At 70.8% G+C, this 23,819-nt stretch carries 22 protein-coding genes; 10 read left to right on the top strand and 12 right to left on the bottom strand.

Annotated features, from left to right (window positions below; translation table 11 throughout):
• Positions 1–5: 5 nt before the first annotated feature.
• The 6 genes from SSP08S_RS19880 to SSP08S_RS19855 form a co-directional block, all read right to left on the bottom strand.
• Positions 6–1,358 carry a beta-1,3-glucanase family protein gene (locus SSP08S_RS19880; RefSeq protein ID WP_019069376.1) on the bottom strand — a complete coding sequence of 451 codons (1,353 nt, stop codon included), beginning with the start codon at positions 1,356–1,358 and terminating at the stop codon, positions 6–8.
• A gap of 164 nt (positions 1,359–1,522) precedes the next feature.
• On the bottom strand, positions 1,523–2,872 hold the full coding sequence (locus tag SSP08S_RS19875) for a D-arabinono-1,4-lactone oxidase (RefSeq protein ID WP_019069375.1): 1,350 nt from the start codon (positions 2,870–2,872) through the stop codon (positions 1,523–1,525).
• A gap of 65 nt (positions 2,873–2,937) precedes the next feature.
• Positions 2,938–4,209, bottom strand: a complete 1,272-nt coding sequence (locus SSP08S_RS19870; RefSeq protein ID WP_019069374.1) for an MFS transporter — start codon at positions 4,207–4,209, stop codon at positions 2,938–2,940.
• A gap of 41 nt (positions 4,210–4,250) precedes the next feature.
• Positions 4,251–5,474 carry an amino acid deaminase/aldolase gene (locus SSP08S_RS19865; RefSeq protein ID WP_051105945.1) on the bottom strand — a complete coding sequence of 408 codons (1,224 nt, stop codon included), beginning with the start codon at positions 5,472–5,474 and terminating at the stop codon, positions 4,251–4,253.
• 46 nt (positions 5,475–5,520) lie between these two features.
• Complete coding sequence (locus tag SSP08S_RS55575) at positions 5,521–6,384, bottom strand: SDR family NAD(P)-dependent oxidoreductase (protein WP_051105934.1); 864 nt, start codon at positions 6,382–6,384, stop codon at positions 5,521–5,523.
• Positions 6,385–6,470: 86 nt separating this feature from the next.
• Positions 6,471–7,442: an SMP-30/gluconolactonase/LRE family protein gene (locus tag SSP08S_RS19855; RefSeq protein ID WP_019069371.1), complete on the bottom strand. Its 972-nt coding sequence runs from the start codon at positions 7,440–7,442 to the stop codon at positions 6,471–6,473.
• Between the two features lie 112 nt (positions 7,443–7,554).
• Between SSP08S_RS19855 and SSP08S_RS19850 the strand changes: the two genes are divergently transcribed.
• Both SSP08S_RS19850 and SSP08S_RS19845 read left to right on the top strand, forming a co-directional pair.
• Positions 7,555–9,096 (top strand): succinic semialdehyde dehydrogenase, encoded by a 1,542-nt coding sequence (locus SSP08S_RS19850; protein ID WP_019069370.1) that lies wholly within the window; start codon positions 7,555–7,557, stop codon positions 9,094–9,096.
• A 40-nt stretch (positions 9,097–9,136) separates the two neighbouring features.
• Entirely contained in the window at positions 9,137–9,946 is an 810-nt protein-coding gene (locus SSP08S_RS19845; protein ID WP_019069369.1) for a class II aldolase/adducin family protein, read from the top strand.
• A gap of 20 nt (positions 9,947–9,966) precedes the next feature.
• On the opposite strand, the gene SSP08S_RS55570 is transcribed toward SSP08S_RS19845, so the two are convergent.
• Entirely contained in the window at positions 9,967–10,614 is a 648-nt protein-coding gene (locus SSP08S_RS55570; protein ID WP_063739168.1) for a TetR/AcrR family transcriptional regulator, read from the bottom strand.
• A gap of 182 nt (positions 10,615–10,796) precedes the next feature.
• Between SSP08S_RS55570 and SSP08S_RS19835 the strand changes: the two genes are divergently transcribed.
• Complete coding sequence (locus SSP08S_RS19835; protein WP_019069367.1) at positions 10,797–11,558, top strand: class I SAM-dependent methyltransferase; 762 nt, start codon at positions 10,797–10,799, stop codon at positions 11,556–11,558.
• Between the two features lie 46 nt (positions 11,559–11,604).
• Here SSP08S_RS19835 and SSP08S_RS19830 read toward each other — a convergent pair whose 3' ends face one another.
• Together SSP08S_RS19830 and SSP08S_RS19825 are read right to left on the bottom strand one after the other, a co-directional pair.
• A complete protein-coding gene (locus SSP08S_RS19830) occupies positions 11,605–12,351 on the bottom strand; it encodes a phosphotransferase family protein (protein ID WP_019069366.1) in 747 nt (248 codons plus the stop codon).
• Positions 12,352–12,569: 218 nt separating this feature from the next.
• A complete protein-coding gene (locus SSP08S_RS19825) occupies positions 12,570–14,549 on the bottom strand; it encodes a heavy metal translocating P-type ATPase (protein ID WP_019069365.1) in 1,980 nt (659 codons plus the stop codon).
• 133 nt (positions 14,550–14,682) lie between these two features.
• Here SSP08S_RS19825 and SSP08S_RS19820 point away from each other — a divergent pair, with 133 nt between their 5' ends.
• Positions 14,683–15,072, top strand: a complete 390-nt coding sequence (locus SSP08S_RS19820) for an ArsR/SmtB family transcription factor (RefSeq protein WP_019069364.1) — start codon at positions 14,683–14,685, stop codon at positions 15,070–15,072.
• A 28-nt stretch (positions 15,073–15,100) separates the two neighbouring features.
• Here the strand turns inward: SSP08S_RS19820 and SSP08S_RS19815 are convergent, their stop codons facing one another.
• Positions 15,101–15,523: a secondary thiamine-phosphate synthase enzyme YjbQ gene (locus tag SSP08S_RS19815; protein ID WP_019069363.1), complete on the bottom strand. Its 423-nt coding sequence runs from the start codon at positions 15,521–15,523 to the stop codon at positions 15,101–15,103.
• Positions 15,524–15,645: 122 nt separating this feature from the next.
• On the opposite strand from SSP08S_RS19815, the gene SSP08S_RS64515 reads away from it, so the two are divergent.
• From SSP08S_RS64515 to SSP08S_RS19790, 6 genes are all read left to right on the top strand, one after another.
• Positions 15,646–15,729 (top strand): putative leader peptide, encoded by an 84-nt coding sequence (locus SSP08S_RS64515; protein ID WP_315986669.1) that lies wholly within the window; start codon positions 15,646–15,648, stop codon positions 15,727–15,729.
• 126 nt (positions 15,730–15,855) lie between these two features.
• A complete protein-coding gene (locus SSP08S_RS19810; protein ID WP_019069362.1) occupies positions 15,856–16,761 on the top strand; it encodes an ABC transporter permease in 906 nt (301 codons plus the stop codon).
• Positions 16,734–17,486 carry an ABC transporter ATP-binding protein gene (locus SSP08S_RS19805; protein ID WP_019069361.1) on the top strand — a complete coding sequence of 251 codons (753 nt, stop codon included), beginning with the start codon at positions 16,734–16,736 and terminating at the stop codon, positions 17,484–17,486. The genes SSP08S_RS19810 and SSP08S_RS19805 overlap by 28 nt, the downstream gene beginning before the upstream one ends.
• Before the next feature lie 44 nt (positions 17,487–17,530).
• Positions 17,531–18,556, top strand: a complete 1,026-nt coding sequence (locus tag SSP08S_RS19800; protein WP_019069360.1) for an ABC transporter substrate-binding protein — start codon at positions 17,531–17,533, stop codon at positions 18,554–18,556.
• A 1-nt stretch (position 18,557) separates the two neighbouring features.
• A complete protein-coding gene (locus SSP08S_RS19795) occupies positions 18,558–19,700 on the top strand; it encodes an LLM class flavin-dependent oxidoreductase (RefSeq protein ID WP_019069359.1) in 1,143 nt (380 codons plus the stop codon).
• Between the two features lie 42 nt (positions 19,701–19,742).
• Positions 19,743–20,819, top strand: a complete 1,077-nt coding sequence (locus tag SSP08S_RS19790; RefSeq protein ID WP_019069358.1) for an NAD(P)-binding domain-containing protein — start codon at positions 19,743–19,745, stop codon at positions 20,817–20,819.
• 295 nt (positions 20,820–21,114) lie between these two features.
• Here SSP08S_RS19790 and mltG read toward each other — a convergent pair whose 3' ends face one another.
• Entirely contained in the window at positions 21,115–21,960 is an 846-nt protein-coding gene (gene mltG / locus SSP08S_RS19785) for an endolytic transglycosylase MltG (RefSeq protein ID WP_019069357.1), read from the bottom strand.
• A 43-nt stretch (positions 21,961–22,003) separates the two neighbouring features.
• Positions 22,004–23,806 carry an ABC transporter ATP-binding protein gene (locus tag SSP08S_RS19780; RefSeq protein WP_019069356.1) on the bottom strand — a complete coding sequence of 601 codons (1,803 nt, stop codon included), beginning with the start codon at positions 23,804–23,806 and terminating at the stop codon, positions 22,004–22,006.
• Between the last annotated feature and the right edge of the window lie 13 nt (positions 23,807–23,819).

The raw sequence follows: 23,819 nt of genomic DNA, 5'->3' as shown, positions 1-23,819 counted from the left end.
CGTCCCTACCAGCCGACGGCGACCAGCAGCCACTGCGGACTGGCGTGCGAGATGAAGGAGGACTGGCCCGCCACGTCGTCGTAGGGGAAGCCGTAGGCAAGCTGGTTGATGGCGTTGTCGTGCCAGAACTTGGCGTAGTAGTTCGCCGGAGCCGCCTTGTAGAACTGCGCCGGGTCGGACTGCTGCGACGCCGGCAGCGTCGCCACATGGCGGTTGAGGGCGGCACACATATTGGGGTCGGCCGCCAGCGAGGCCGCGCACCCGAAGATGTCGGAGGTCGCCGCGTTCACGCCGACCGACTGGGCGTAGGACGTGAAGTAGTTGGCGTTGGCACCGCCCGCGCGGAAGCTCGGGTCGCTGCCGGGGGCGATGATCCGGTACGGCGCCTGGGTCTGGGCCAGCACCTTGAACTGGGACGGCACCGCGTCGGTGAACCGCTGGAAGGTGGTCGCGCGGTCCTCGGCGAAGGTCGCCCGGTTCTCGCCGACCTCGGTGTCGTAACCGTCCTTGCTGTGCAGGCGCATGGCGAGCTTGAGGCCGAAGGCGTCGACGCGGGTGGTGTTGCCGTTGAAGACGTTGTTGCCGACCGTGAACTCGATGAAGTCGTAGTACGAGCTGGTGGGCGAGCCGAGGTAGAAGTACATGCGGCCGGCGGAGTTGGCGGGCATGTCGAGGTACGGCTGCTCGGCGATGGAGTGCGTCTGCCCGTTGAAGCTCCAGTACACCTGGCTGTCGGGGTACTTGCCGTTGGTGCGGTTGAGGATCTTCACCTCCACGGCGTTGTTGGCGGCCGGTATGTCGCTGGTGCTGCCCCAGAAGTCGTCGGGCGGGGTGGTGCTTCCGGGGCCGTAGACCTGGAACTCCCAGAGGGAGTAGCCCCATTGGGTGGCCCGGGCGGTGCCGTACACGCGGACGTAGCGCCCGCTGCCGGTGACGGTGATGTTCTGGGTGCCGCCCGTGGAGGTGGTGGTGGAGTAGACGGTGGTCCAGGTGGCGGCGTCGGTCGAGGTCTGGATCTGGTAGCCGGTGGCGTAGGCGGTCTCCCAGTTCAGCGAGACGCGGGTGAGCTGCTGGACGGAGCCGAGGTCCACCTGTATCCACTGCGGATCGGCGAAGGCGGAGGACCAGCGGGTCCCGGTGTCCCCGTCGACGGCCGCGCTCGCGGGGAAGGACGCGCTCTCGGTCGAGGACGCAGTGGCGGGCCGTCCCTGGGACAGGAGTTGGTCGGCGGCGCGGGCGGGCGAGGGGGTCAGGGCGGCGAAGCAGGCGACGATCAGGACGACGACCAGACCGAGGGCCGTACGGGAGCGTACGGCGGCGGGCGAAGGTCTGCCGGATGTGCCGGCGGTGGTCTGCATGGGGGGTCTCCTCAAGGTTGGGAGCGCTCTCCCCGGGTTGTAGCCGCGTCACCGGCCGCCGTCAACAACTGAAGACATTGCTCATCCCAACCCGCCTTGTTCCTCCAGGACTTGACGCCTCTGGTATGGACTTTCGGGTGACTGCCGAGGACGACGGGCGCGGGTCAGTCGCCGAGCACCCTGCGCAGATAGGCGTTGGTGAAGCGCCGGTCGGGGTCGAGCCGGTGGCGCAGTGCCGTGAACTCCTCGAAGCGGGGGTAGGCGTTCGCGAGGTGGGCGGCGTCCCGGGTGTGGAGCTTGCCCCAGTGCGGGCGCCCCTCGTGGGCGACGAAGATGCGCTCCGCCTCCGCGAAGTACTGCTGATGGGGCGTCCCCCGGTAGACGTGGACGGCGACATAGGCGCTGTCGCGTCCGGACGCCGTGGAGAGGGCGATGTCGTCGCCGGGCGTGGTGCGGACCTCCACCGGGAAGCCGATGCGCAGCTCGGAACGCTCGATCATGGCCTTCAGTTCGTGGAGGACGTCGAGGACGGCCTCGCGCGGAACGGCGTACTCCATCTCGACCATCCGGACCCGGCGCGGGCTGGTGAAGACCTTGTACGGGATGTCCGTGTAGGTCCTGGCCGAGAGTCCCCGGCTGGTGATCCGCGCGATCGCGGGCACGGCGGAGGGAATGGTCCGGCCCAGCGAACTGAGCGCCTGGAAGACGTTGTTGGCGAGGAACTCGTCCTCGAACCAGGCACTGAGCCGGCCCAGCGGAGCGTGCGGGCCGACGGTCCGGTTGTTGCGCAGGGTGGTGCAGTTGTCCGTGTGCGGGAACCAGTAGAACTCGAAGTGGTCGTTGTGCGCGTGGAGTTCGTCGAAGCGCGCGGTGACCGCGTCGAACGTCATCGGTTCCTCGTGCGCGGCGAGCAGGAAGAGCGGCTCGACGGCGAAGGTGAGCGCGCTGACGACGCCCAGGGCGCCGAGTCCGACACGCGCCGCGGCGAACACCTCCGGGTTCCGGGTCGCGGAGCACGTCAGCAGTGATCCGTCCGCCGTCACCAGCTCCAGGCCACGGAGCTGCGCCGCGATCGCGCCCGAGTCGCGCCCTGTGCCATGGGTGCCGGTGCTGATGGCGCCGGCCACGGTCTGCTCCATGATGTCGCCCATGTTCCTGAGCGACAGGCCGTGTTGGGCCAGAGCCATGTTCATCGTCCTCAGCCGCGTCCCCGCCTCGACGGTGACGGTGCCGGCCTCGGGGTCGATCGCGCGGATGCCACTGAGCCGGTCGGGACGGATCAGTACGCCGTCGGTCGCGGCGGCGGCGGAGAAGGAGTGGCCGCTGCCCACCGCCTTCACGGTCAGGCCGTCCTCGGCCGCCCGGCGGACGACGGTTCGCAGTTCCTCCACCGAGGCGGGGGTGACGACTCGGGCCGGGCGGGCGGTGACGTTCCCGGCCCAGTTCCGCCAGCTGTCCGGCTTCGGGCTCGGATCGGCTCTGGGCCGGGGCGCGTTGGAGGGGAGCGTGTCCACGGCTTTCCTTTCTTCGCGGGGTTCTTCTCGGGGTTCTGCTCGCGGTTCTTTTCGGGGCGCGGGAGCTATCTGACGGACCGAACGCGGTACACGAGCACGACCCCCACGGTCGCGGCGACGCCGACGCAGGAGAACAGCAGCGGATAGCCGCGGTCGGAGGTGATGACGAAGCTGGCGATCAGCGGGGCCAGCGCGGGCGGGACGACCGTGCCGATGTTCATGATCCCGAGGTCCTGGGCCCGGCTCTCGGCGTCGGGCAGGACCTGGGTGATCAGCGCCTGGTCCACGGCCATGTACGCGCCGAACCCGGCACCCATGACGGCCGACGCCACCAGCGTGACGCCGAGGTCGGGAAAGCTCGCCAGCAGGAACCCGGCCGCCGCCTGGAGCAGCGCCGCCAGCGCGACGAAGATCCGCCGTCGGCCGAGACGGTCGGACAGCACTCCGGCGACGGAGCTGGCCAGGACACCGGCCACGAGGTAGAGGGCCGTACAGGCGAGCAGGCTGCCGGCCGGATCGGAGACCTTCAGGTCGTCGGTCAGGAAGTAGAGGGTGTAGCAGACGCCGAGGGAGTTGGCCAGGTTGACCAGGAGCCGTCCGCCGAACGCCCACGCGAAGTCGCGGTTCCTCAGCGAGCGACCCATGGAGGCGAGCAGGGTGCGCAGCCGCAGCGCGGGCTCGGAGTCGTACGAGGTGTCGCGGAAACGGGCGAGGAACGGCACGGTACAGACGACCAGCAGGGCCGCGACGACGAGGTAGCCGCTCGCCGGGGACAGCGCGAACGCGGAGACGAGGGCGATGCCGACCACCACGCCGAGGGCCTGGGGGCCGTAGATCGCGCTGGACACCACACCGCGCTGGTCGACGGGGACGCGGTCGGCGATCATCGCGGTGAGCCCGGCGGTGGCGGCGCTGAGGCCGAGCATGCTCGCCGACCAGGCGAGGGTCACGCCCGCCACCGTCGTCTGCTCCCCGGTGACGGTCAGCCCGGCCGCGAAGAACAGGGCGCCGCCCGCGAGCCAGAGTCTCCTGCGTCCGAAGCGGCTTCGGGAACGGTCGCACAGCGCCCCGCAGACCGGGAGGGCGAGCAGGGAGACCACTCCGGCGAGGGCGTTGACGACGGCGAAGCTGTGGACCTTGGACGCGGGGTCGATGACCTCCAGTTGCTGGGGCAGCAGCAGTTGGAGGGGCACGAGACTCGCCATCCAGTACCCGAACCAGACCAGGCCGAACAGGGTGATCCAGCCACGGGAGACGGGCTCGGCCGGCGCATGACCGGCGTCCGTCGCGATGGCAGTTACCGGCACCGGGGCCGGAGGGTGGAACTCGGTGGACATACGACCTCCGGAGAACGGAAACGGGCCGGTTCAGGTACGGATCACAGGAAGGCGTGTCCCTCGCCCCGGTAGGTCGCGACCTCGTCGACGATCTCCGCGCCGGACACCAGGTGGAGGGTGTTGACGCGTTCGCACAGTTCACCGGCCTTGGCGTGCCGGAACCACACGTGGTCGCCGAGCCGCAGCCCGTGCGCGGCGGCCCCCAGGACCGGTGTCTGGACCTCGCCGGTCCCCTCCCTGGGGTTGGTGCGCAGGCCGGGCGGCCAGGTGAGCGTCGGCTGCCGGTCGGGGCCGGTCGGGCCGGAGGCGATCCAGCCGCCGCCCAGCACGGTGGCGATCCTGGGACTCGGGCGGCGTACGACGGACATCACGAAGTAGGCGGCGGGCCGCGGGCGGAAGCGCCGGTAGAAGTCGAAGAGTCCGGGCCCGTAGAGCCCCGATCCGGCACCGATCTCCGTGATGACGTGTTCGGCGGCGGTCTGCTCGACGGAGCCCGTGCCGCCGCCGTTGACGAACTCCAGTGGCGCCACGGCCTCGACGGCGGCGACGACCGCTGCCCGCCGGTCGGCCAGTTCACCGGCGGACACGCGCTGCATGGCGCGGATCGCGGCCCGCCTGAGCAGCGACCCGGGCTGGTTGTCGCCAAGACCGGCGATGTGACCCTCGTAGGACATGAGCCCGGCGAGCCGGAATCCGGGCCGTTCCCCGATGGCGCGGGCGAGTGCGGCGGCCTGCCGGGGTGAGTGCACGGGCGAGCGGTACGGGCCCAAGTGGACGCGGCCACCCGCCAGTTCGAGCGAGGCGTCCAGATCGATGCAGACGCGGAGGTCGGGGCGGGAGAGACCCACCACCTCGTCGACGAAGTCCAGTTGGCCGATCGAGTCGATCATGAGGGTGACGCGTGCGGCGGCCCGCTCGTCCGAGGCGAGTCGTTTCAGCGCGGCGCGGTCCGTCGTCGGATAGCCGATCACCACGTCCTCGTGGTCCTCGGCCAGCCACAGGGCCTCGGGCAGGGTGAAGGCGAGGATCCCCCGGTACCCCTCGTGGCGGACGGCACGCCCGATCAGTTCACGGCTGCGGACCGACTTGCTGGCCAGGCGGACGGTCGCCAGGCCCGCCGCCCGGTGTGCCAGCTCCGTGGCGTTGGCGTCGAAGGCGTCCAGGTCCACCACGGCGAAGGGCGGGTCCAAGTGCTCGGTCGCCCTGCCGAGTTGGACCATCCGGTCCCCGTCCGGCCCGGTGACGGCGGATGCGGCCCTTCTCATGACCGGCCTCTTCGCGTCCGGCCGGGACGTCATGTGCGTACTCAACTCAGCGTCCTTTCTGGGAGGTTCGCGGATTCCCGACAGCCGGGATCCCCTGGGCGGCACGCAGCCTCTCCCGCTCTCGCAGGCCTCTGGCCTCGACGAGGGGGATCACGCGGCGCATCAGCCGGGGGAAGACTCCGACGGCCCGCTGGAAGCGGCCGGCGAACGGCGGGAACACCACCTCGACCGGCTTGGCGGTCATGGCGTCGACAACGGCCTCGGCGATGCGCTCCGGGGCGTAGGACTTCTCCGCGAAGGCGATGGCGGAGGAGGGATCGGCCATCTCCTGGTCGAGCATGCCGGTCCGGGTGGACGGCGGATGGACGATCGTGAAGTCCAGCGGTCCGTCGCGTTCCTCGATCGCGACGCTGTGGTGAAAGGCGCGGAGCGCGTGCTTCGTGGCGCCGTAGGTGGCGTATCCGGGCAGTGGCAGGAACGACGTCATGCTGCAGACGGTGATGACGTGTCCGTGGCCCTGCGCGGTCATGCGCTCGATCGCCGCGCAGACCCCGGTGATGGTGCCGAGCAGGTTGATCTCGACGATGTCGCGGTGCTGCTGGGGGCGGAGATCGCGGGCGGTTCCGGTGTGGGTGATGCCGGCGTTGTTGACCAGTACGTCGACGGCGCCGAAGCGTGCCCGGGCCGCGTCGAACGCCGTGTTCCAGCCCTCGGGGCTGCGGATGTCCAGGGCGTGTGCGGCGGCCCGCCCGCCCAGGGTGTGGGCCCGGGCCAGGACGGCTTCCTCGTCGACGTCGGTCAGCAGGACGCGGTGGCCGCGCGCGATCGCCAGTTCCGCGATGGCTGCTCCGATGCCGCCGGCCGCGCCGGTCACAAGGACGACCTGGCCTTTTTCGGGTGGTTTTGGCATGGCCACAGATTCTCCTGGTCAAGCGTCCAAGTCAATTGTTCAGATCGAATTCCCCCGGATTGTTACCGGGGGACGCGCGACCGGGCTCACAGCCGCACGGACTCGATGCGCCCGCCGTTGAGTTCGGCGGCGCGGACGGGATCGTCGGTCGGGACGGTGGCGGCGAAGAGAGTGCGTCCGTCATGTCCGGCCATCAGGCAGCTCAGCGTGTGCCGGCTGGTGACCACCCGGTCGAGGACGCGGCCACCGCGCGCGATCCGCACGCACTCGCCGCGCAGGGCGTTCGCGACCCAGACGGACTCGCCGTCGGCGTCCCACGCGATGCCGTCCGGTGCGATCGGGGACGAGGAACGCTTCGCGACGGCCGGGTGGTCGAGGAGCGCCGAGATCCTGCGGGTGACCCGGCCCGCCGCCCCCGGGTGATTCAGCAGGCGCCACAGGAGCGGCGGGATCAGGGGCGCCCACGGCTCCGGACCGGACAGGGTGCCGTCGGGGTTCCTGGAGAAGGCGGTGAGCCGCATGGCCAGCGTCTCGGCCACGATCACGCTCCCGCCGTCGGCGCTGAGCAGGGTTCCGTTCGGGAAGAGCAGGGGGTCCGTCAGTCCGAGCAGGCTGCCGTCCGGTGCCAGGCAGGCGATCGGGGCTCTCGTGGGGCCGGGCGGCGCGTACAGCATGGAGTTCGGGTGCTCGCGGGAGTGGGCGTGGTAGTCGAAGCCGAAGTTGCCGACGTAGGCGCGCCCTTCGGGGTCGACGAGCATGTCGTTGACCGGACCGCCGGCGATGTGCCGCAGATCGGCGTGTACGACCAGTTCGCCGTCGGCCTCCAGGCGGTGGACGCGGCCCCCGTCCATGGACACGACGAGCAGCCGGCCGTCAGGGAGCCAGCCGAGGCCGCCGGCCCGGCCGGGGACCTCGATCACCGTCTCCGGCTCCCCGGTGCCGTCCCATCGGCGCACCGTGCCGTGCGCGAGATCCGAGAACCACAGGGCTCCCCGATGCCAGCGCAGGGACTCGGGAACACCCAGGCCGCTCAGCGCGATCGATGTCGTTCTTTTCATCCAACCGCTCCTTCACGTCCACACTTGGACGCTTGTACAAGACGCTTGACTTGTACGGTTGACCGTCTCATTCTGGACGAAGGCAAGTCAACGTTCCGGTGGGGAGTTTTCGGTGACGCAGAATCAAGCCCTGACGGCGGACGGCCCCCCGGCGGGCACGGGAATCGCGGTGGACAACCCCGCCACCGGAGCGGTCGTCGGCGAAGTGCCCGACACGTCAGCCGAAGAGGTGGCCCAGGCGGTGGAGCGCGCCCGGCGGGCGCAGCGGGGCTGGGCCGAGCTGGACACGCGGGCCCGCGCCGCGTTCTTCGCGCGGGGCCGCCGCTGGCTGCTGGCCCACCGGGAGGAGATCGCCGACCTCGTCGTCGAGGAGAACGGCAAGGCGCGGGAGGACGCGGTCGTCGAGATCGTCTACTGCGCGAGCGCCTTCGCATACTGGGCGAAGCGGGCCCGCGGCCTGCTGGCCAGGACGAGGATCCGCTCCCTGTCACCCTTCGTCCTGGGCCGCTCCATGTACACCCGCCGGGTGCCGCGCGGTGTCGTCGGAGTCATCGGCCCGTGGAACAACCCGCTGCTCAACTCCTTCGGCGACGCCATTCCGGCCCTCGCCGCGGGCAACGCGGTCGTCCTCAAACCCTCCGAACAGACCCCGCTGACCGCGCTGTTGATGGAGCGCATGGCCCGTGAGTGCGGCTGGCCCGAGGACGTCTTCCAGGTCGTCACCGGCGCCGGGGCCACCGGTCGCGCGGTCGTGGACACCGTGGACTTCGTGATGTTCACCGGCTCGACCAGGACCGGCCGCCTGGTCGCGGCCCGCGCGGGCGAGCGGCTGATCCCCTGCTCACTGGAGCTCGGCGGCAAGGACGCCCTGGTCGTCCTCGCCGACGCGAACCTGGAGCGGGCCGTCAGCGTCACGATCCAAGGCGCCCTGTCCAACGGCGGCCAGATGTGCACCTCGGTGGAGCGGGTCTACGTCGAGGAGCCGGTCTACGACGCGTACGTCACCCTGCTGCGCGAGCGGTTCCAGCAGGTCACCTCGGGCCGGCCGGCCGGGCTCGGCAGTGTCGACGTGGGAGCCGTCACCTTCCCGCCCCAACTGGCGCTGATCCAGGACCATGTCGACGACGCCGTGCGCAAGGGCGCCCGGGTACTCGTCGGAGGGCACACCCCCGAAGGACCCGGCCGGTTCTTCGAACCCACCTTGCTCGTCGACGTCGACCACGGCATGAAGTGCATGCGCGAGGAGACCTTCGGCCCCACGCTCCCGGTGATGAAGGTCGCCGACGCCGAGGAAGCCCTGCGGCTCGTCAACGACAGCACGTACGGGTTGCAGGCCTCGATCATCGGCTCGGACACGAAGCGCGCCCGCCGCCTCGCCGAGCGGTTCGAGGCCGGCTGCGTCACCATCAACGACGCCCAGACCAACTACATGGCCCTCGGCCTGCCGATGGGGGGCTGGAAGGAGTCGGGCCTCGGTGTCCGGCACGGGGCCGAGGGCTTCCGCAAGTACACACGGCTCCAGGCCATCAGCACGAACCGGTTCCCGATGCGCCGGGACATGCACATGATCCCGTACGAGCCCTCGGCCTACCGGTTCGTCCTCCGCCTGGTGGACGTCATGTACGGGGCCGGCCTCCGCGGCCGTGCCAAGTAGCAGTACCCGCCCCGCTGTTCGGATCACGAAAGGCCGACCCATGACCACCACACCCGAGACGCCCACGCACGCCTCCGTCGGCGCCCTGCCCGAGGGCGTCTTCCTGCCGCTGCCCCAGCAGAACCTGTCCTTCGAGCAGGAGCGCGAGGTGCGCAAGCAGGAACTCGCCGCCGCCTTCCGCCTGTTCGCCCGCTTCGGCTTCTCCGAGGGCGTGGCCGGACACATCACGGCCCGCGACCCCGAGAACCCGTCGGCCTTCTGGGTCAACCCGTTCGGCATGTCGTTCAGCCGGATCCGCGTGTCCGACCTGATCCTCGTCGACCACGACGGCACGCTCCTGGAAGGCGGGCGCCCGGTCAACAACGCCGCGTTCTGCATCCACTCCGAGGTGCACCGGGCCAGGCCGGACGTGGTCGCGGCGGCACACACCCACTCCGTGCACGGCAAGGCCTTCTCCAGCCTCGGCGTCCCACTGCTGCCCATCACCCAGGACGCCTGCGCCTTCTACGACGACCACGGCGTCTACGCGGACTACCGGGGCGTCGTGAACGACACCGAGGAGGGCCGGCGGATCGGCGCGGCCCTGGGCGACGGCAAGGCGGTCGTCCTCAAGAACCACGGACTGCTGACGGTCGGGGCGTCCGTCGCGGAGGCCGCCTGGTACTTCATCACCATGGAGCGGTCCTGCCAGGCCCAGCTGCTGGCCATGGCCGCCGGGGAGCCCCGACTCATCGACTCCGGGACGGCGTTGACGGTCCGTGACCAGATCTCCGGTCCGTTGCCGGGCTGGTTCCAGTTCCGTCCGCTGTGGGACCAGATCACGGCGGAAGAGCCCGACCTGTTCGAGTAGGCAACGCACACGGCGCGCGTCTACGACGCCGGGCTCGGCTCCGCGGCCGGGCTCGGCCCGGCCGCCTGCCGGGTCCGCTCGCGGGCCAGCGTCAAGAGGTGCTCGCCGGTCAGCCGCAGGACCTCCTGGCTGTGTTCGCTGTCGCGGTCGACCAGCCAGCTCAGGGTGACACCGTCGAGCACCGAGTTGAGGTAGCGGGCCAGCACCGGAACAGGAACGGCCCACTCGATGCCGGCGGCCTCGGCGGCCTCCGCCAGGAGTTCCTCGTGGACCTCGCGGTAGTGCTGGTACTGGCGTCGGGCCAGGTCCTCGAACCCGGCCTGGCGCAGGGCGTAGTGGGTCAGCTCATAACTGACCTGGTGTTCCCCGGGGTTGAGCTCGACCGTGCCCCAGAAAGCACTCAGGCTCCTGGTGATCCGTGATCCGAGGTCCCCTTCCCCTTCGAACATCTTGCGCGCGGCGGCCACCGTGGCGTCGGTGAAGCGGGTGAGGACTTCCTGCAGCAGTTCCTCACGCGAGCTGAAGCAGTAGTGGAAGACGCCCAGCGGCATTTTCGCCTCGTTGACGATCGCGCGCGTCGTCGCCTTCGTGACTCCGTCGCGGATCATCACCCGCTGCGCCGCCGCGATCAGCTCTTCGCGTCGGTCCTTCGCCGCCATACGAGACATCTGGCCAGCTTTCTGCTTCGGGAACGGGAATGCGTGTGCCCTTCATGCTATCGCAGCGTCTTGGACGCTCGACCAACATGACACGAGGCCGCCGTGGCCGCAGCGTCCGCCGTCGGAGTTCCCGCAGGGCTAGTGTCTGCAGGGTGAGCACAGACGATGCGAACCGGCGGTGGACACGGTCCATGCCCGAGGCCTACGAGCGCCACCTGGTCCCGGTCTTCTTCCAACCCTTCGCCGTCGACCTGGCCGCCAGAGCGGCGGCGCTGCGGCCCCGCACGATCCTCGAACTCGCCGCCGGAACAGGGGCGTTGACCTCGGCCCTGCTCACCGCGGTGCCCACGGCCTCGGTGGTGGCGACGGACCTCAACGAAGCGATGGTCACCGCGGGGTCGGCCCGGGAACCGCGTGCGGAGTGGCGGCAGGCGGACGCCCAGGAGCTGCCCTTCGAGGACGGTGGCTTCGACCTCGTGGTGTGCCAGTTCGGGGTGATGTTCTTCCCCGACAGGCCCGCCGCGTACGCCGAGGTGCGCCGGGTCCTGGCCCCGCAGGGGCGGTTCCTCTTCAACAGCTGGGGCCCGCTGGCCTCGCACGGATTCGGGGCCGCCTTCCAGACCGCCCTGGAACGGTCCATGCCCGAGGGGGCACCCCCGTTCCTGAAGGCCGTGCCCCACGGCTACTCCGACCCGGCCGTGGTCACCGCGGACCTCACGGCCGCCGGACTGACCCTGGACACCGCCGAGGAGGTCACGCTGGAAGGTGTCGCGGAGTCCGCGGCCTCCGTCGCCACCGGGTTCCTCACGGGCACACCGGTGAGCGCCGCCGTGGAGGCCCGCGAGGACGCGCAGGCCCTCCGGGCCGCCGTCACGCAGAGGATGACGGACCAGCTCGGCAGCGGCCCTGTGAAGGCACCGATGACCGCGACCGTCTATACGGCGCACCAGTAGGCACGATCCTCCCCAAGGGGAGCAACGAAGTGGGGCCCGCGCAGCCTCACATCCGGGATCTCAGTACGTCGACCTCGCAGCCGGGCGCGAACGGGTCGAAGCCGTGCCCGCTCAGCCAGCGCACCACCAGCAGGCTCCGCAACGACCACCACGCACGGATCACCTCGAGGTCGACGTCGGCGCCGTAGCCGGCGAGGACGTCGCCGATGCGCTGCTCGTGTCCGAGCGTGAACGTGGCGAGGTCGTAGAGCGGATCGCCCTGGCCCGCCTCGGACCAGTCGATGATGCCGGTGACCTCCTCGCCGTCGACGAAGACGTGCGCGATCTGCAGGTCGCCGTGCGTGAACGCCGGAATCCACGGCCGGAGCGCGGCCTCGGCGACCTGCCGGTTGCGGATGACCAGTTCGGCGGGCAGGAGGCCGTTCGTCACGAGCGCCTCGCACTCGGTGTCGAGCTCCGCCGCCAGCGCGTCGATGCTCCGCCCGGCCCCGCCGGTCCTGGGCGGCAGCGGCGCGTCGTGCAGCTTGCGGATCGCGGCGCCCGCCGCGGCCCAGGCCGCCGGCGACCCGGTCGACGGCCCGCCCAGGAGCCCGAGCGTCGTCCCCGGGAGCGCGGCGAGCGCGAGGACGTGCGGCTTGCACCACAGCACCTCCGGCGTCGGGACCGGCGCGCGAGACATCGCCTCGACCTCGGCATCGATGCGCGCCTGATCGCCGTCCACCTTCAGGAACACGTCACCGACGCGCAGAGTCGCGCGCTCGGAATGGGCGACGACGACTTCGACCTCATCCATGGGCGACGAGTATCCCGGGGACGATCGCCGACGTCGCCGGGTTTTCCAGGTGCGCTCCTACTCCAGCGGTTCGGTCGCCATCGTCGTGTCGTGGAACCGCGCCCAGGTGCACGCCACAAGCCCTCCACCGGCTTTCCGCACGCGCCGCGGCCCACCAATGGCGGGCGAGGGCAGGGGTGGAGTGTAGTCCCCGGCCGAGCGGCGAGGGTCCCTGTGGCTCACTCGGCGGCCCGCGTCCACGCCGCCTCGCGCAGCAGCCGCAGGCCGTTGAGGCCGACGACGACCGTGGAGCCCTCGTGGCCCGCGACGCCGAGCGGCAGCGGCAGATGACCGGCCAGGTCCCAGACGACGAGGCCCGCGATGAACACTCCGGCGATCACGAGGTTCTGCACGACGAGTCCGCGGGCCCGGCGCGAGAGGGAGATCACGGCGGGCACGGTGGTCAGCTCGTCGCGGACGACCACCGCGTCGGCCGTCTCCAGCGCGAGGTCGGAGCCCGCCCGGCCCATCGCGACACCGGTGTGCGCGGCGGCCAGCGCCGGGGCGTCGTTGACGCCGTCCCCGACGACCATGACCGTGCGGCCCGCTGCCTCAAGTTCCCTGACGGCGTTCACCTTGTGCTCGGGCAGCAGCCCGGCCCGTACGTCGCCGATGCCGACCTCGGCGGCGAGGCGGGCGGCCGCACGGGGGTTGTCGCCGGTCAGCAGCAGGGGCGCGGTTCCGGTGAGGGACGCCAGTGAGGCGACGGTCGTGGTCGCGTCGGCACGCAGGCGGTCGGCGATGCCGAGCACGCCCACCGGCCGCCCGTCGAGGGTGACCAGCACGGCGGTCCGTCCGCCCTCCTCCAGCGCGCCCACGAGCGCGGCGGCCCGCGCGGAGCCCGCGTCCGACGCCTCTGCGAGCAGCCGGGCCGGGGCTCCGACCGCGACCGGTCGCCCCGCGACGGTGGCGGTCACCCCGACCCCGGGCGTGGAGGTGAAGTCCTCCGCCACCGGCAGGGCGAGTCCGCGCTCGCGCGCCGCCTCCACCACGGCACGGGCCAGCGGATGCTCGCTCGGGTGCTCCGCCGCGGCGGCGAGTGCCAGCAACTCGTCCGCGCCCAGCCGGAATTCGGTGAGCGGCTGTACGTCGGTGACCCTCGGGGTGCCCTCGGTCAGCGTGCCGGTCTTGTCGAGCGCGACCACGTCGACCTGTCCCAGCCGCTCCATGACCACCGCCGACTTGACCAGCACACCATGGCGTCCGGCGTTGGCGATCGCGGAGAGCAGCGGCGGCATCGTGGCCAGCACGACCGCGCACGGCGACGCCACGATCATGAACGTCATGGCCCGCAGGAGCGCGTCGGTCAGTCCCGTCCCGAAGGCCAACGGGACGAGGAACACCGCGAGGGTCGCCACCACCATGCCCAACGAGTAGCGCTGTTCGACCTTCTCGATGAACAGCTGTGTGGGCGCCTTGGTCCCGGACGCCTCCTCCACCATCCGTACGATCCGTGCGATCACCGAGTCGGAGGAATCCCGCTCGACACGTACCCGAAGGACGCCGGTTCCGTTGAGGGTGCCCGCGAAGACCTCGTCGCCCTTCTCCTTGGCCACGGGCAGCGGTTCACCGGTGATGGTCGCTTGGTCCACCTCACTGGCCCCGTCGAGCACCCGGCCGTCGGCGCCGACGCGCTCGCCCGGCCGTACGAGGATCGTGTCGCCGACGGTCAACTCCGCTACGGCGACGCTCTGTTCGCCGCCGAAGGTGTCGAGGCGAGTGACCGTCGCCGGTGCCAGGTCCAGCAGACCGCGCACGGAGTCGGCCGTCCGTGCCGTGGCCAGCGCCTCCAGCGCACCGGACGTGGCGAAGATGACGATCAGCAGCGCGCCGTCCATGACCTGCCCGATCGCCGCCGCCCCGAGCGCGGCGACAATCATGAGGAGGTCGACGTCGAGGGTCTTGTCCTTGAGCGCCTTCAGTCCCTCCCAGCCCGGTTCCCACCCGCCGGTGGCGTACGACAGCGCGTACAGCGGACCCCACGCCCACGCCGGAGCACCGGCCCACTGCAACGGCAGCGCGAGCAGAAAGAAGACCGTGGCCGCGATCGCCCAGCGCGCCTCGGGCAGGGCCAGGACACGGGTGCGGCGGTGAGGGGTACGGCCGTCGCGCGGCAACGCGGCCCGGTCGGCGTGCGGCTGGGTGAGGGTGGAGGTCATCGGAGCGGAAGTCCTTCACGGAGACATGGCGAAACAGCGGTCGGCCGGGATCCGGCACCGCTCCCTTCACCGTACAGGACCACATGAAGACCCATTCATGTGTTCATGGGTCCACCTCCGTAGGATGGGCGCCATGGGCCACGGAGCTGACGCCAAGACCACCGCCACCGCACGCGAGCGCCTGGAGGCCGTGGGCGCCGCCGACGTCGCCGCCACGCTCCAGGCCCTGGCCACCCCTTCCCGCCTGCGGATCCTGACCCGCCTCCAGGAAGGCCCCTGCGCGGCGACCGAACTCGCCGACGCCGTCGGCATGGAACAGTCCGCCTGCTCCCACCAACTGCGCCTGCTGCGCAACCTCGGCCTGGTCACCGGCGAGCGCCGGGGCCGCTCGGTCATCTACGCGCTCTACGACAACCACGTCGCCGAACTGCTGGAGCAGGCCCTCTACCACGTCGAGCACCTGCGCCTCGGCCTGCGCGACACCCCGACGCAGCTCCCGACCACAGCGGCCGGAGCCTCCTGAAGCGGAGGGGATCCGCGCGACGGACCCCTCACCCGAGGAACGACAGCCGAACGGTCCTCTCAGGGTTGTCCCTGTTCGTGTCGACGAGACACACCGACTGCCACGTCCCCAACTCCAGCCGCCCGCCCAGCACCGGCAGCGTCGCGTGCGGCGGCACGAAGGCCGGGAGGACGTGGTCGCGGCCGTGGCCGGGGCTGCCGTGGCGATGCTGCCAGCGGTCGTCGGCGGGGAGGAGGGTGTGCAGGGCGGCGAGCAGGTCGTCGTCGCTGCCGGCGCCCGTTTCGAGGATCGCGACGCCCGCGGTGGCGTGCGGGACGAAGACGTTGAGGAGGCCGTCGCGGCCGGCCGCCGCCTCCCGCAGGAAGGCCTCGCAGTCGCGGGTCAGGTCCATGACCCGCTCCCGGGAGCCGGTGGCGACATGCAGAACTCGGGTGGTGAAGGCAGCTGACATGTTCCCATCCTGACCCATCCCCGGAGCCGCCCACCGGGTCGGCCGACCGGCCCGTGATACGAGGGGTCCAGTCCGCGAGACACCGTTGACCGTGGCACGCCATCTGACCTAGTTTCGGCCGCATGTTGCGTTCAGTTCTGCTCACCACGCGCGGTCACATCGACCTGCTGCGGGTGGCCTCCGCCGCGTGTTGTCGCGGCTGCTGACGCCTTCTTCCGCCTCACCCCCTCTTTTCCCGCACTCCGTCGCGCCCGCGCACACCGTCGTGACGCGGCGGCGTTGAGGCGTACCCCTTTCCTCACCGGACGCTCTCCCCACTCCGTGGAGCACCCATGAGCATCAGCCATGCGCCACCCGGCTCCTCCGAGCCCGACATTTCGCGTATATCCACCTCGAAGGCCGGCCCGGACGCGCGCCCGGACGACCACGCCCCCCTCGATCTCGTCCCCCTCGTCCCCACCTCCTCCCGCCGCACCCGTGTCCCCCGCTGGCTGCGCCGCACCACCGGCCCGCTCGTGCTGCTCGCGCTGTGGCAACTCCTCAGCAGCACCGGTGTGTTGACCTCGGACGTACTCGCCTCGCCCGGGCGGATCGCACACGTCGGCTGGGATCTGATCGACAGCGGTTCGCTGACCTCGGCCATGGCCACCTCGCTCCAGCGCGTCGCGATCGGGCTGCTCCTCGGCACCGTCATCGGTACCGGACTCGCCCTGGTCTCCGGCCTGTTCAGGATCGGCGAGGACCTGGTCGACGCTCCCGTGCAGATGCTGCGGACCGTGCCCTTCGTGGGGCTGATCCCGCTGTTCATCATCTGGTTTGGCATCGGCGAGGCCCCCAAGGTCGCCATCATCACGCTCGGGGTGACCTTCCCGCTCTATCTGAACGTCTACGCCGGAATCCGGGGCGTGGACAGCCAGTTGATCGAGGCCGGGGAGTCGCTGGGGTTGTCCCGCTGGGGGCTGGTACGGCATGTGGTGCTGCCGGGCGCGCTGCCCAACGCGATGACCGGGCTGCGTTACTCCCTCGGTATCGCCTGGCTGGCGCTCGTGTTCGCCGAGCAGATCAACGCGGACGCCGGGATCGGCTTCCTCATGGTGCAGGCACGGGACTTCCTGCAGACCGACGTGATCGTGGTCTGCCTGATCGTCTACGCCTTCCTCGGCCTGCTGGCCGACTTCGTCGTCCGAACCCTCGAAAGGCTGCTGCTGCAATGGCGACCGACGTTCACGGGCCGGTGACCGCACAGCCGGTCACCTCGCAGGCGGTGCGCGTCGAAGGGCTGACCCGCTCCTTCGACGGCCGTCCCGTCATCGACAGGCTTCAACTCGACGTACGGCAGGGCGAGTTCGTGGCGCTGCTCGGCCGCAGCGGCTGCGGAAAGTCCACGTTGCTGCGCATCCTCGCCGGACTCGACCGGGACATCGAGGGCACCGTCCTCGTCCCGCGCCGCAAGGCCGTCGCGTTCCAGGCGCCCCGGCTGATGCCGTGGAAGAAGGTGTGGCGCAACGTCCTGCTCGGACTGCCCGGCAAGCCCGAACGGGCCGTGGCGGAGCGCGCGTTGGCGGAGGTCGGGCTCGGGGACCACGCCGACGCCTGGCCCAAGACGCTCTCCGGCGGTGAGGCGCAGCGTGCCTCGCTGGCCCGTGCCCTGGTGCGCGAGCCCGATCTGCTGCTGCTCGACGAGCCGTTCGGCGCGCTCGACGCGCTCACCCGCATCAAGGCCCAGCGGCTGGTGGGCGAGCTGTGGCAACGGCGGGGCTGCGCCGTCCTGTTGGTGACCCACGACGTCGAGGAGGCGGTGCTGCTCGCCGACCGTGTCCTGGTGATGGACGACGGTGTCATCGCGCACGAGCAGCACATCGACCTCGACCGCCCGCGCGACATCACCGACCCCCGGTTCGCCGAACTGCGCGCCGGACTCCTGGAACGCCTCGGCGTCGACACCGCCGCCGAAGCCGCCTGAACTCCCCCCCCTCCCACCGCTCACTTGCACAGAACGGATCCCCCATGCGACGTCGCCTCGTCCCCGCCGCACTGCTCCTCCCCCTCGCCCTCCTGCTCACCGCCTGCGGTGGCAACTCGTCCGCCAGCACGGGGACCGACACCGACGGCACGGGTTCCGTCACGCTCGACGTCGGTGACCAGAAGGGCGGTTCGGAGGCCATCCTGCGGGCCGCCGGTGAACTCAAGAACCTCGACTACAAGATCAAGTGGTCCACGTTCACCTCCGGCCCGCCGCTCCTGGAGGCCGTCAACGCCAAGGCCGTCGACATCGGCGGTGTCGGCAACACCCCGCCGGTGTTCGCCGCGGGCGCGGGCTCCAAGATCAAGGTGGTGGCCGCCTGGCACGGCAACTCCCAGGGCGAGGCCATCCTTGTGCCGAAGGACTCCAAGCTGACGAGTCCCGAGCAGCTCAAGGGCAAGTCCATCGCCGTCGCGCAGGGTTCCTCCGCGCACTACCAGCTGATCGCCTCCCTCAAGGCGGCCGGGCTGACCCTGAGCGACGTCAAGGTCAAGTACCTCCAACCCGCCGACGCGCTGGCCGCGTTCACCAGCGGCAAGGTGGACGCGTGGACGGTGTGGGACCCGTACACCTCGCAGGTCCTCGAAGCGAAGCAGGGCCGCATCCTGACGACCGGTCAGGGTCTGGTCAACGGGCTCAACTTCCAGGTGGCGGCGCCCTCCGCGCTGGCGGACGGCAAGAAGGCCGCGGCCATCAAGGACTATCTGGAGCGGCTGCGGCGCGCCCAGGACTGGGTCTACGACCACCCCGACGCGTGGGCCAAGGTGTGGGCGAAGGACACCGGGCTGCCGTACGCGGTGGCGCTGGCCTCGGTGAAGCGCACCAACGCCTCCCGGATCGCGGTCGCCGTGGACAAGCCGCTGATCGCCTCGGAGCAGGCGATCGCGGACCAGTTCACCGCGTTGAAGCTGATCCCCCGCAAGGTTGATTTCGCCGAGTTCGTCGACACCCGCTTCAACGGCAGCCTGCCGGTCTCGACCACCGCGCCGCGCGTCTACAAGGAGAAGTGACATGACGGTCCGTCTCCACTGGTTCCTGCCGACCGGCGGCGACGGCCGTACCCTCGTCGACCGGCACGCCTACGGCCCCAACCGGGCGGGGTCGGTCCGCGGGGTGCGTCCGCCGGACATCGAGTACCTGGCCCAAATCGCCAAGGCGGCCGAGCAGTTGGGCTTCGAGGCGGTCCTCACGCCGACCGGCACCTGGTGCGAGGACGCGTGGCTGACCACCGTGGCACTCGCCCAGCACACCGAGCGGCTGAAGTTCCTCGTGGCGTTCCGGCCGGGGGTGATCTCGCCGACGCTGGCCGCGCAGATGGCGGCGACCTATCAACGCCTCACGCGCGGACGGCTGTTGCTCAATGTCGTCACCGGCGGCGACTCGGCCGAGCAGCGACGCTTCGGCGACCATCTCGACCACGACCGGCGGTACGCCCGCACCGACGAGTTCCTGTCGGTCGTACGAGGGGCGTGGCGGGGAGAGCCGTACGACTTCGACGGTGTCCACTACCAGGTCGAGGGCGGGCTCACCGCGCTGCCGCCCGATCCGGTGCCGCAGGTGTTCTTCGGTGGTTCGTCGGCGGCGGCCGGGCCGGTCGCCGCCCGGCATGCGGACGTGTATCTCACCTGGGGAGAACCGCCGGCCCAGGTCAAGGAGAAGATCGACTGGATTCGCGGACTCGCCGAGCGCGAGGGGCGGGACGTGCGGTTCGGGGTACGGCTGCACACGATCTCGCGCGACTCGTCGGCCGAGGCGTGGGCGACCGCGAACCGGCTGCTCGACGATCTCGACGCGGACACGATCGCGGCGGCGCAGGCCGCCCTCGGACGCAGTGAGTCGGTGGGCCAGCAGCGGATGCTGGCGCTGCACGGTGGTTCGCGGGCCGATCTGGAGATCCATCCGAACCTGTGGGCGGGGGTCGGTCTCGTCCGGGGCGGTGCGGGCACCGCGCTGGTGGGCAGCCATGGCGAGGTCGCCGATCTGATCGAGGAGTACCACTCGCTCGGCGTCGAGCACTTCGTGCTGTCCGGGTATCCGCATCTGGAGGAGGCGTACTGGTTCGGCGAGGGTGTGATTCCCGAGCTGACGGCGCGCGGACTGGTCGAGGGGCCGGAGCGGGCGGGTGTGCCGTTCCTCGTCGGCAGCGGGCGCTGAGCGCGCGGGAAGATCCACGGCCCCGGGGCTGTTCGTAGAAACGTGAACAACACCCGTGAGGTCGACGTGGTCGTCATAGGCGCCGGGCAGGCAGGACTGGCCGGCGCCTATCACCTGCGGCGCACCGGTTTCGAGCCGGAGCGCGACTTCGTGGTCCTGGACCACGCGCCCGCGCCGGGCGGCGCCTGGCAGTTCCGGTGGCCGTCACTGACGTACGGCAAGGTGCACGGGATGCACGCGTTGCCGGGCATGGAACTCACGGACGGAGATCCGGACCGGCCGTCCTCCGAAGTCGTCGCCGAGTACTTCGCCGCCTACGAGCGCGCCTTCGACCTGCGGGTACGGCGGCCGGTGGATGTGAGAGCGGTACGGGAGGGCGAGGGCGGGCGGCTGCTCGTCGAGACGTCCGACGGGACCTGGTCGACGCGGGCGCTGATCAATGCCACCGGCACCTGGGACCGGCCGTTCTGGCCGCGCTATCCGGGCCAGGAGACCTTCCGGGGGCGGCAGTTGCACACCGCGCAGTACCCGGGGCCCGAGGAGTTCGCCGGGCTGCGGGTGGTCGTGGTGGGCGGGGGCGCGTCCGGAACGCAGCATCTGATGGAACTGGCCCCGTACGCGGCGGCGACGACATGGGTGACCCGGCGTCCGCCGGTCTTCCGCGAGGGTCCCTTCACCGAGGACGTGGGGCGGGCGGCCGTCGCGCTGGTGGAGGAGCGGGTACGGCAGGGGCTGCCTCCGAGGAGCGTCGTCTCCGTGACCGGACTGCCGCTGAACGACGCGATCCGGCAGGCCGTCGCGGACGGAGTCCTCGACCGGCAGCCGATGTTCGACCGGATCACCCCCGACGGTGTGGACTGGGACGACGGCCGCCATGTGGACGCCGATGTCATCCTGTGGGCCACCGGCTTCCGGGCTGCCATCGACCACCTGGCACCGCTGAAGCTGCGCGGCCCGGGCGGCGGCATCCGCCTCGACGGCACCCGGGTGGCCGCGGATCCCCGCATCCATCTCGTCGGCTACGGTCCCTCCGCGAGCACCATCGGCGCCAACCGCGCGGGACGTTCGGCCGTACGGGACATCAGACGGCTGCTGGCCGGGGAGCCGGTCGCGGTCTGAGGTTGTTCGGGCGGGGGCGCTTCGTGGGCGGGGCGGAGGCGTCGAGAGCGCGCACGCCGTCGCCGATCCGCGCCTCCCGCTCGTCGGCCACGGGCCGCCTGCGGGCACCCGTCTACGACGCCGGCCGCGCGGCCGTAGGCGACATCGAGCAACTCCGCGCCGGAGGAACAGCCGCCGCCGAACACCGCGCCGCCCGTTACGGAGACCGTCCACATACGCCTCGGCACAGCCCCACGGGACATCGGACGGCTGCCGGCTGGAAAGCCGGTCGCCGCCCGACGCCGTCCCGCGCGGGTCACTTCGGCGGCTGCGAACTGCCGCTCTTCTGGGCCGCGTTGAACTCGGCCACGTTGCGCTGGTGTTCCTCGTAGGTGGCCGCGAAGCGGGTGTCGCCGGGCTTGACCGTGACGAAGTAGAGCCAGTCGCCCGGGGGCGGGTTGATCGCGGCGCGCATGGCGTCCTCGCCCGGGTTGTCGATCGGGGTGGGCGGCAGGCCCATGCGCTGGTAGGAGTTGTAGGGGCTGTCGATCCGGGTGTCGCTCGTGGTCGTCCTCAACGTGGTGCGGTTGAGGGCGTAGTTGACGGTCGAGTCCATCTGGAGCGGCATCCCGCGTTCGAGGCGGTTGAAGATGACACGGGCCACCTTCCCCATGTCGGCCTTGGAGGCCGCCTCGGCCTGCACGATGCTCGCGATGGTGACCGCCTGGTAGACGTTCATCGCGTTGCGCTGCGCGCCGGCGGCGACCGGGGCGCCGTTGAACTTCCGGTTCGCGATGTTGACCATGAACGAGAGCAGCGACTCCGGCGTCGCCTTCTCCTTCAGCGGATAGGTCGCCGGGAAGAGATAGCCCTCGGGGTTGCCCTCCGCGTCGTTCGGCAGCTTGAGGCCGGCCTTCGGGATGGACTTCTTGGTGGTGCCGGCCGGGAGCGCGAGGGCCTTGTCGACGGCGTCGTAGATCTGGCCCGAGCGCCAGCCCTCCGGGATGACCAGTGAGGTGGGACGCGCGTCCCCTTCGTCCTCCAGGCCGAGCAGCGGCACCGCCACGGCGGTGCCGGCCACGACGGCCCCGGTCGCGATGAGGGCGACCCGGCCCCGGCGGGTCAGTCGAATCGTTCTCCGTGGCGGAGTGTTCATCTGCATGCGGGCACGGTAACCCGCATATCGTCACAATCCCGGCATATCTTCAGCTTGTCGGTTCCAGTTGGGCATCCCGGCGTACGAGGGCCGCGTACCGCCCGTCGAGTTCCAGCAGTTCTTCGTGCGTGCCCCGTTCCGCCACGTGCCCGGAGTCGAGGACCACGATCTGGTCGGCGCTGCGGATGGTGGACAGGCGGTGGGCGATGGTGAGCGTGGTGCGGTTGGCCGACAGGGCGTCGATGGCGTCCTGGACGGCCGCCTCGGTGCGGTTGTCGAGGGCACTGGTCGCCTCGTCGAGGATGAGGACCGGCGGGTCGCGCAGGATCGTGCGCGCGATGGCCAGCCGCTGCTTCTCACCGCCGGAGAACCGGTGGCCTCGCTCGCCGACGACCGTGTCGTACCCGTCGGGCAGGCCCGCGATGTGGTCGTGGATCTGCGCCGCGCGCGCCGCCGCGTACAGCTCCTCGTCGGTGGCGTCCGGCTTGGCGAAGCGGAGGTTGTCGGCGACCGTGGCGTGGAAGAGGTACGTCTCCTGGGAGACGACGCCGACGGCACGCGCGAGCGTGTCGAAGTCCAGGTCGCGGACGTCGACGCCGTCGAGGGTGACCCGGCCGCCCGTCACGTCGTAGAGCCGGGGCGCGAGATAGCCGAGGGTCGACTTCCCGGCGCCGGTCGGGCCGACGATCGCGAGGCTGTTGCCGGCCGGGACGGTGATGTCGATGCCGTCGAGGATCGGGCCGCTCTTCTCGTCGTAGTGGAACTCGACGCCCTCGAAGGCGACTTCGCCCTTGACGCTGTCCAGGTGGACCGGGTTCTCGCGTTCGGTGATGTCGATCGGGAGGTCGAGGTACTCGAAGATGCGCGCGAAGAGGGCCAGCGAGGTCTGGATCTGGACGCCGGTCGACAACAGGCTGACGGCCGGGCGGAACAGGCCCTGCTGGAGCGAGACGAAGGCGACGATGGTGCCGATGGAGACGTCCGGGCCGCCCATCTGGAGGGCGATTCCGGCGGTCCAGTAGATGACGGCGGGCATCGCGGCCATGACGATCGAGATGACGGCCATGCGCCAGCGCCCCGCCATGTTCGACCTGACCTCCAGGTCGACGAGACCCTCGGACTCCTCGGAGAAGGACTGGGTGAGCGAGTCGGAGCGGCCCATGGTGCGGCCGAGCAGGATGCCACTGACGGACAGCGACTCGGTGACTGTGGCGGCCATCGCGGCCATCTGCTTCTGGCGCTGGGTGGCGATCTTCTTGCGTTCGTTGCCGACCCTGCGGCTGATCCAGACGAAGACCGGGAGGAGCAGCAGCGAGACGACGGTGAGCCGCCAGTCCAGGGCGATCATCGCGATGATCGTGGCGACCACGCTGGTCAGGTTCGACACCAGGGAGGTGGCCGTGGAGGTGACGGTGGCCTGCATTCCGCCGATGTCGTTGGCTATGCGGGACTGGACCTCGCCGGTGCGGGTCCGGGTGAAGAAGGCGAGCGACATGCGCTGCAGCCGGCCGTAGACCGCCGTGCGCAGGTCGTGCATGACGCGCTGGCCGACCGTCGTGGAGATGAGGGTCTGCAGGACGCCGAAGATGCTGGTCAGGACGGCGCTCAGGATCATGCCGAGCGCGAGCAGGCTCAGCAGTCCGGTGCGGCCCTGCGGGATGGCGACGTCCAGCGTCTCCTTGAGGAGGAACGGGGTCGCCACGGTGACCAGGGACGCGGCGCCGACCAGGAGGCCGACGACCGTGAGCCGGGCGCGGTAGGGCTTGAAGAGCCTGAGGATGCGGCGCACCTGCCGGGGCTGGTCGGTCGAGGTGCCGGGGGACGGTGTCCATTTGATGTCGTCGCGGGGCATGGTCTCCTGCGGA

The organism is Streptomyces hokutonensis, assembly GCF_000376565.1.
In the GTDB taxonomy this organism is placed as follows: Bacteria; Actinomycetota; Actinomycetes; order Streptomycetales; family Streptomycetaceae; genus Streptomyces; species Streptomyces hokutonensis.
The sequence above is the reverse complement of the archived record's forward strand: the minus strand, read 5'-3'. Positions and strand labels throughout refer to the sequence as shown.

Excerpts from the sequence above, each read along its gene's own strand:
- SSP08S_RS19880 (WP_019069376.1), bottom strand. The coding sequence starts at position 1,358 with ATGCAGACCACCGCCGGCACATCCGGCAGACCTTCGCCCGCCGCCGTA.
- SSP08S_RS19870 (WP_019069374.1), bottom strand. The coding sequence starts at position 4,209 with ATGTCCACCGAGTTCCACCCTCCGGCCCCGGTGCCGGTAACTGCCATC.
- SSP08S_RS19865 (WP_051105945.1), bottom strand. The coding sequence starts at position 5,474 with ATGAGAAGGGCCGCATCCGCCGTCACCGGGCCGGACGGGGACCGGATG.
- SSP08S_RS55575 (WP_051105934.1), bottom strand. The coding sequence starts at position 6,384 with ATGCCAAAACCACCCGAAAAAGGCCAGGTCGTCCTTGTGACCGGCGCG.
- SSP08S_RS19855 (WP_019069371.1), bottom strand. The coding sequence starts at position 7,442 with ATGAAAAGAACGACATCGATCGCGCTGAGCGGCCTGGGTGTTCCCGAG.
- SSP08S_RS19845 (WP_019069369.1), top strand. The coding sequence starts at position 9,137 with ATGACCACCACACCCGAGACGCCCACGCACGCCTCCGTCGGCGCCCTG.
- SSP08S_RS55570 (WP_063739168.1), bottom strand. The coding sequence starts at position 10,614 with ATGTCTCGTATGGCGGCGAAGGACCGACGCGAAGAGCTGATCGCGGCG.
- SSP08S_RS19835 (WP_019069367.1), top strand. The coding sequence starts at position 10,797 with ATGCCCGAGGCCTACGAGCGCCACCTGGTCCCGGTCTTCTTCCAACCC.
- SSP08S_RS19830 (WP_019069366.1), bottom strand. The coding sequence starts at position 12,351 with ATGGATGAGGTCGAAGTCGTCGTCGCCCATTCCGAGCGCGCGACTCTG.
- SSP08S_RS19825 (WP_019069365.1), bottom strand. The coding sequence starts at position 14,549 with ATGACCTCCACCCTCACCCAGCCGCACGCCGACCGGGCCGCGTTGCCG.
- SSP08S_RS19820 (WP_019069364.1), top strand. The coding sequence starts at position 14,683 with ATGGGCCACGGAGCTGACGCCAAGACCACCGCCACCGCACGCGAGCGC.
- SSP08S_RS19815 (WP_019069363.1), bottom strand. The coding sequence starts at position 15,523 with ATGTCAGCTGCCTTCACCACCCGAGTTCTGCATGTCGCCACCGGCTCC.
- SSP08S_RS64515 (WP_315986669.1), top strand. The coding sequence starts at position 15,646 with ATGTTGCGTTCAGTTCTGCTCACCACGCGCGGTCACATCGACCTGCTG.
- SSP08S_RS19810 (WP_019069362.1), top strand. The coding sequence starts at position 15,856 with ATGAGCATCAGCCATGCGCCACCCGGCTCCTCCGAGCCCGACATTTCG.
- SSP08S_RS19805 (WP_019069361.1), top strand. The coding sequence starts at position 16,734 with ATGGCGACCGACGTTCACGGGCCGGTGACCGCACAGCCGGTCACCTCG.
- SSP08S_RS19800 (WP_019069360.1), top strand. The coding sequence starts at position 17,531 with ATGCGACGTCGCCTCGTCCCCGCCGCACTGCTCCTCCCCCTCGCCCTC.
- SSP08S_RS19795 (WP_019069359.1), top strand. The coding sequence starts at position 18,558 with ATGACGGTCCGTCTCCACTGGTTCCTGCCGACCGGCGGCGACGGCCGT.
- mltG (WP_019069357.1), bottom strand. The coding sequence starts at position 21,960 with ATGCAGATGAACACTCCGCCACGGAGAACGATTCGACTGACCCGCCGG.
- SSP08S_RS19780 (WP_019069356.1), bottom strand. The coding sequence starts at position 23,806 with ATGCCCCGCGACGACATCAAATGGACACCGTCCCCCGGCACCTCGACC.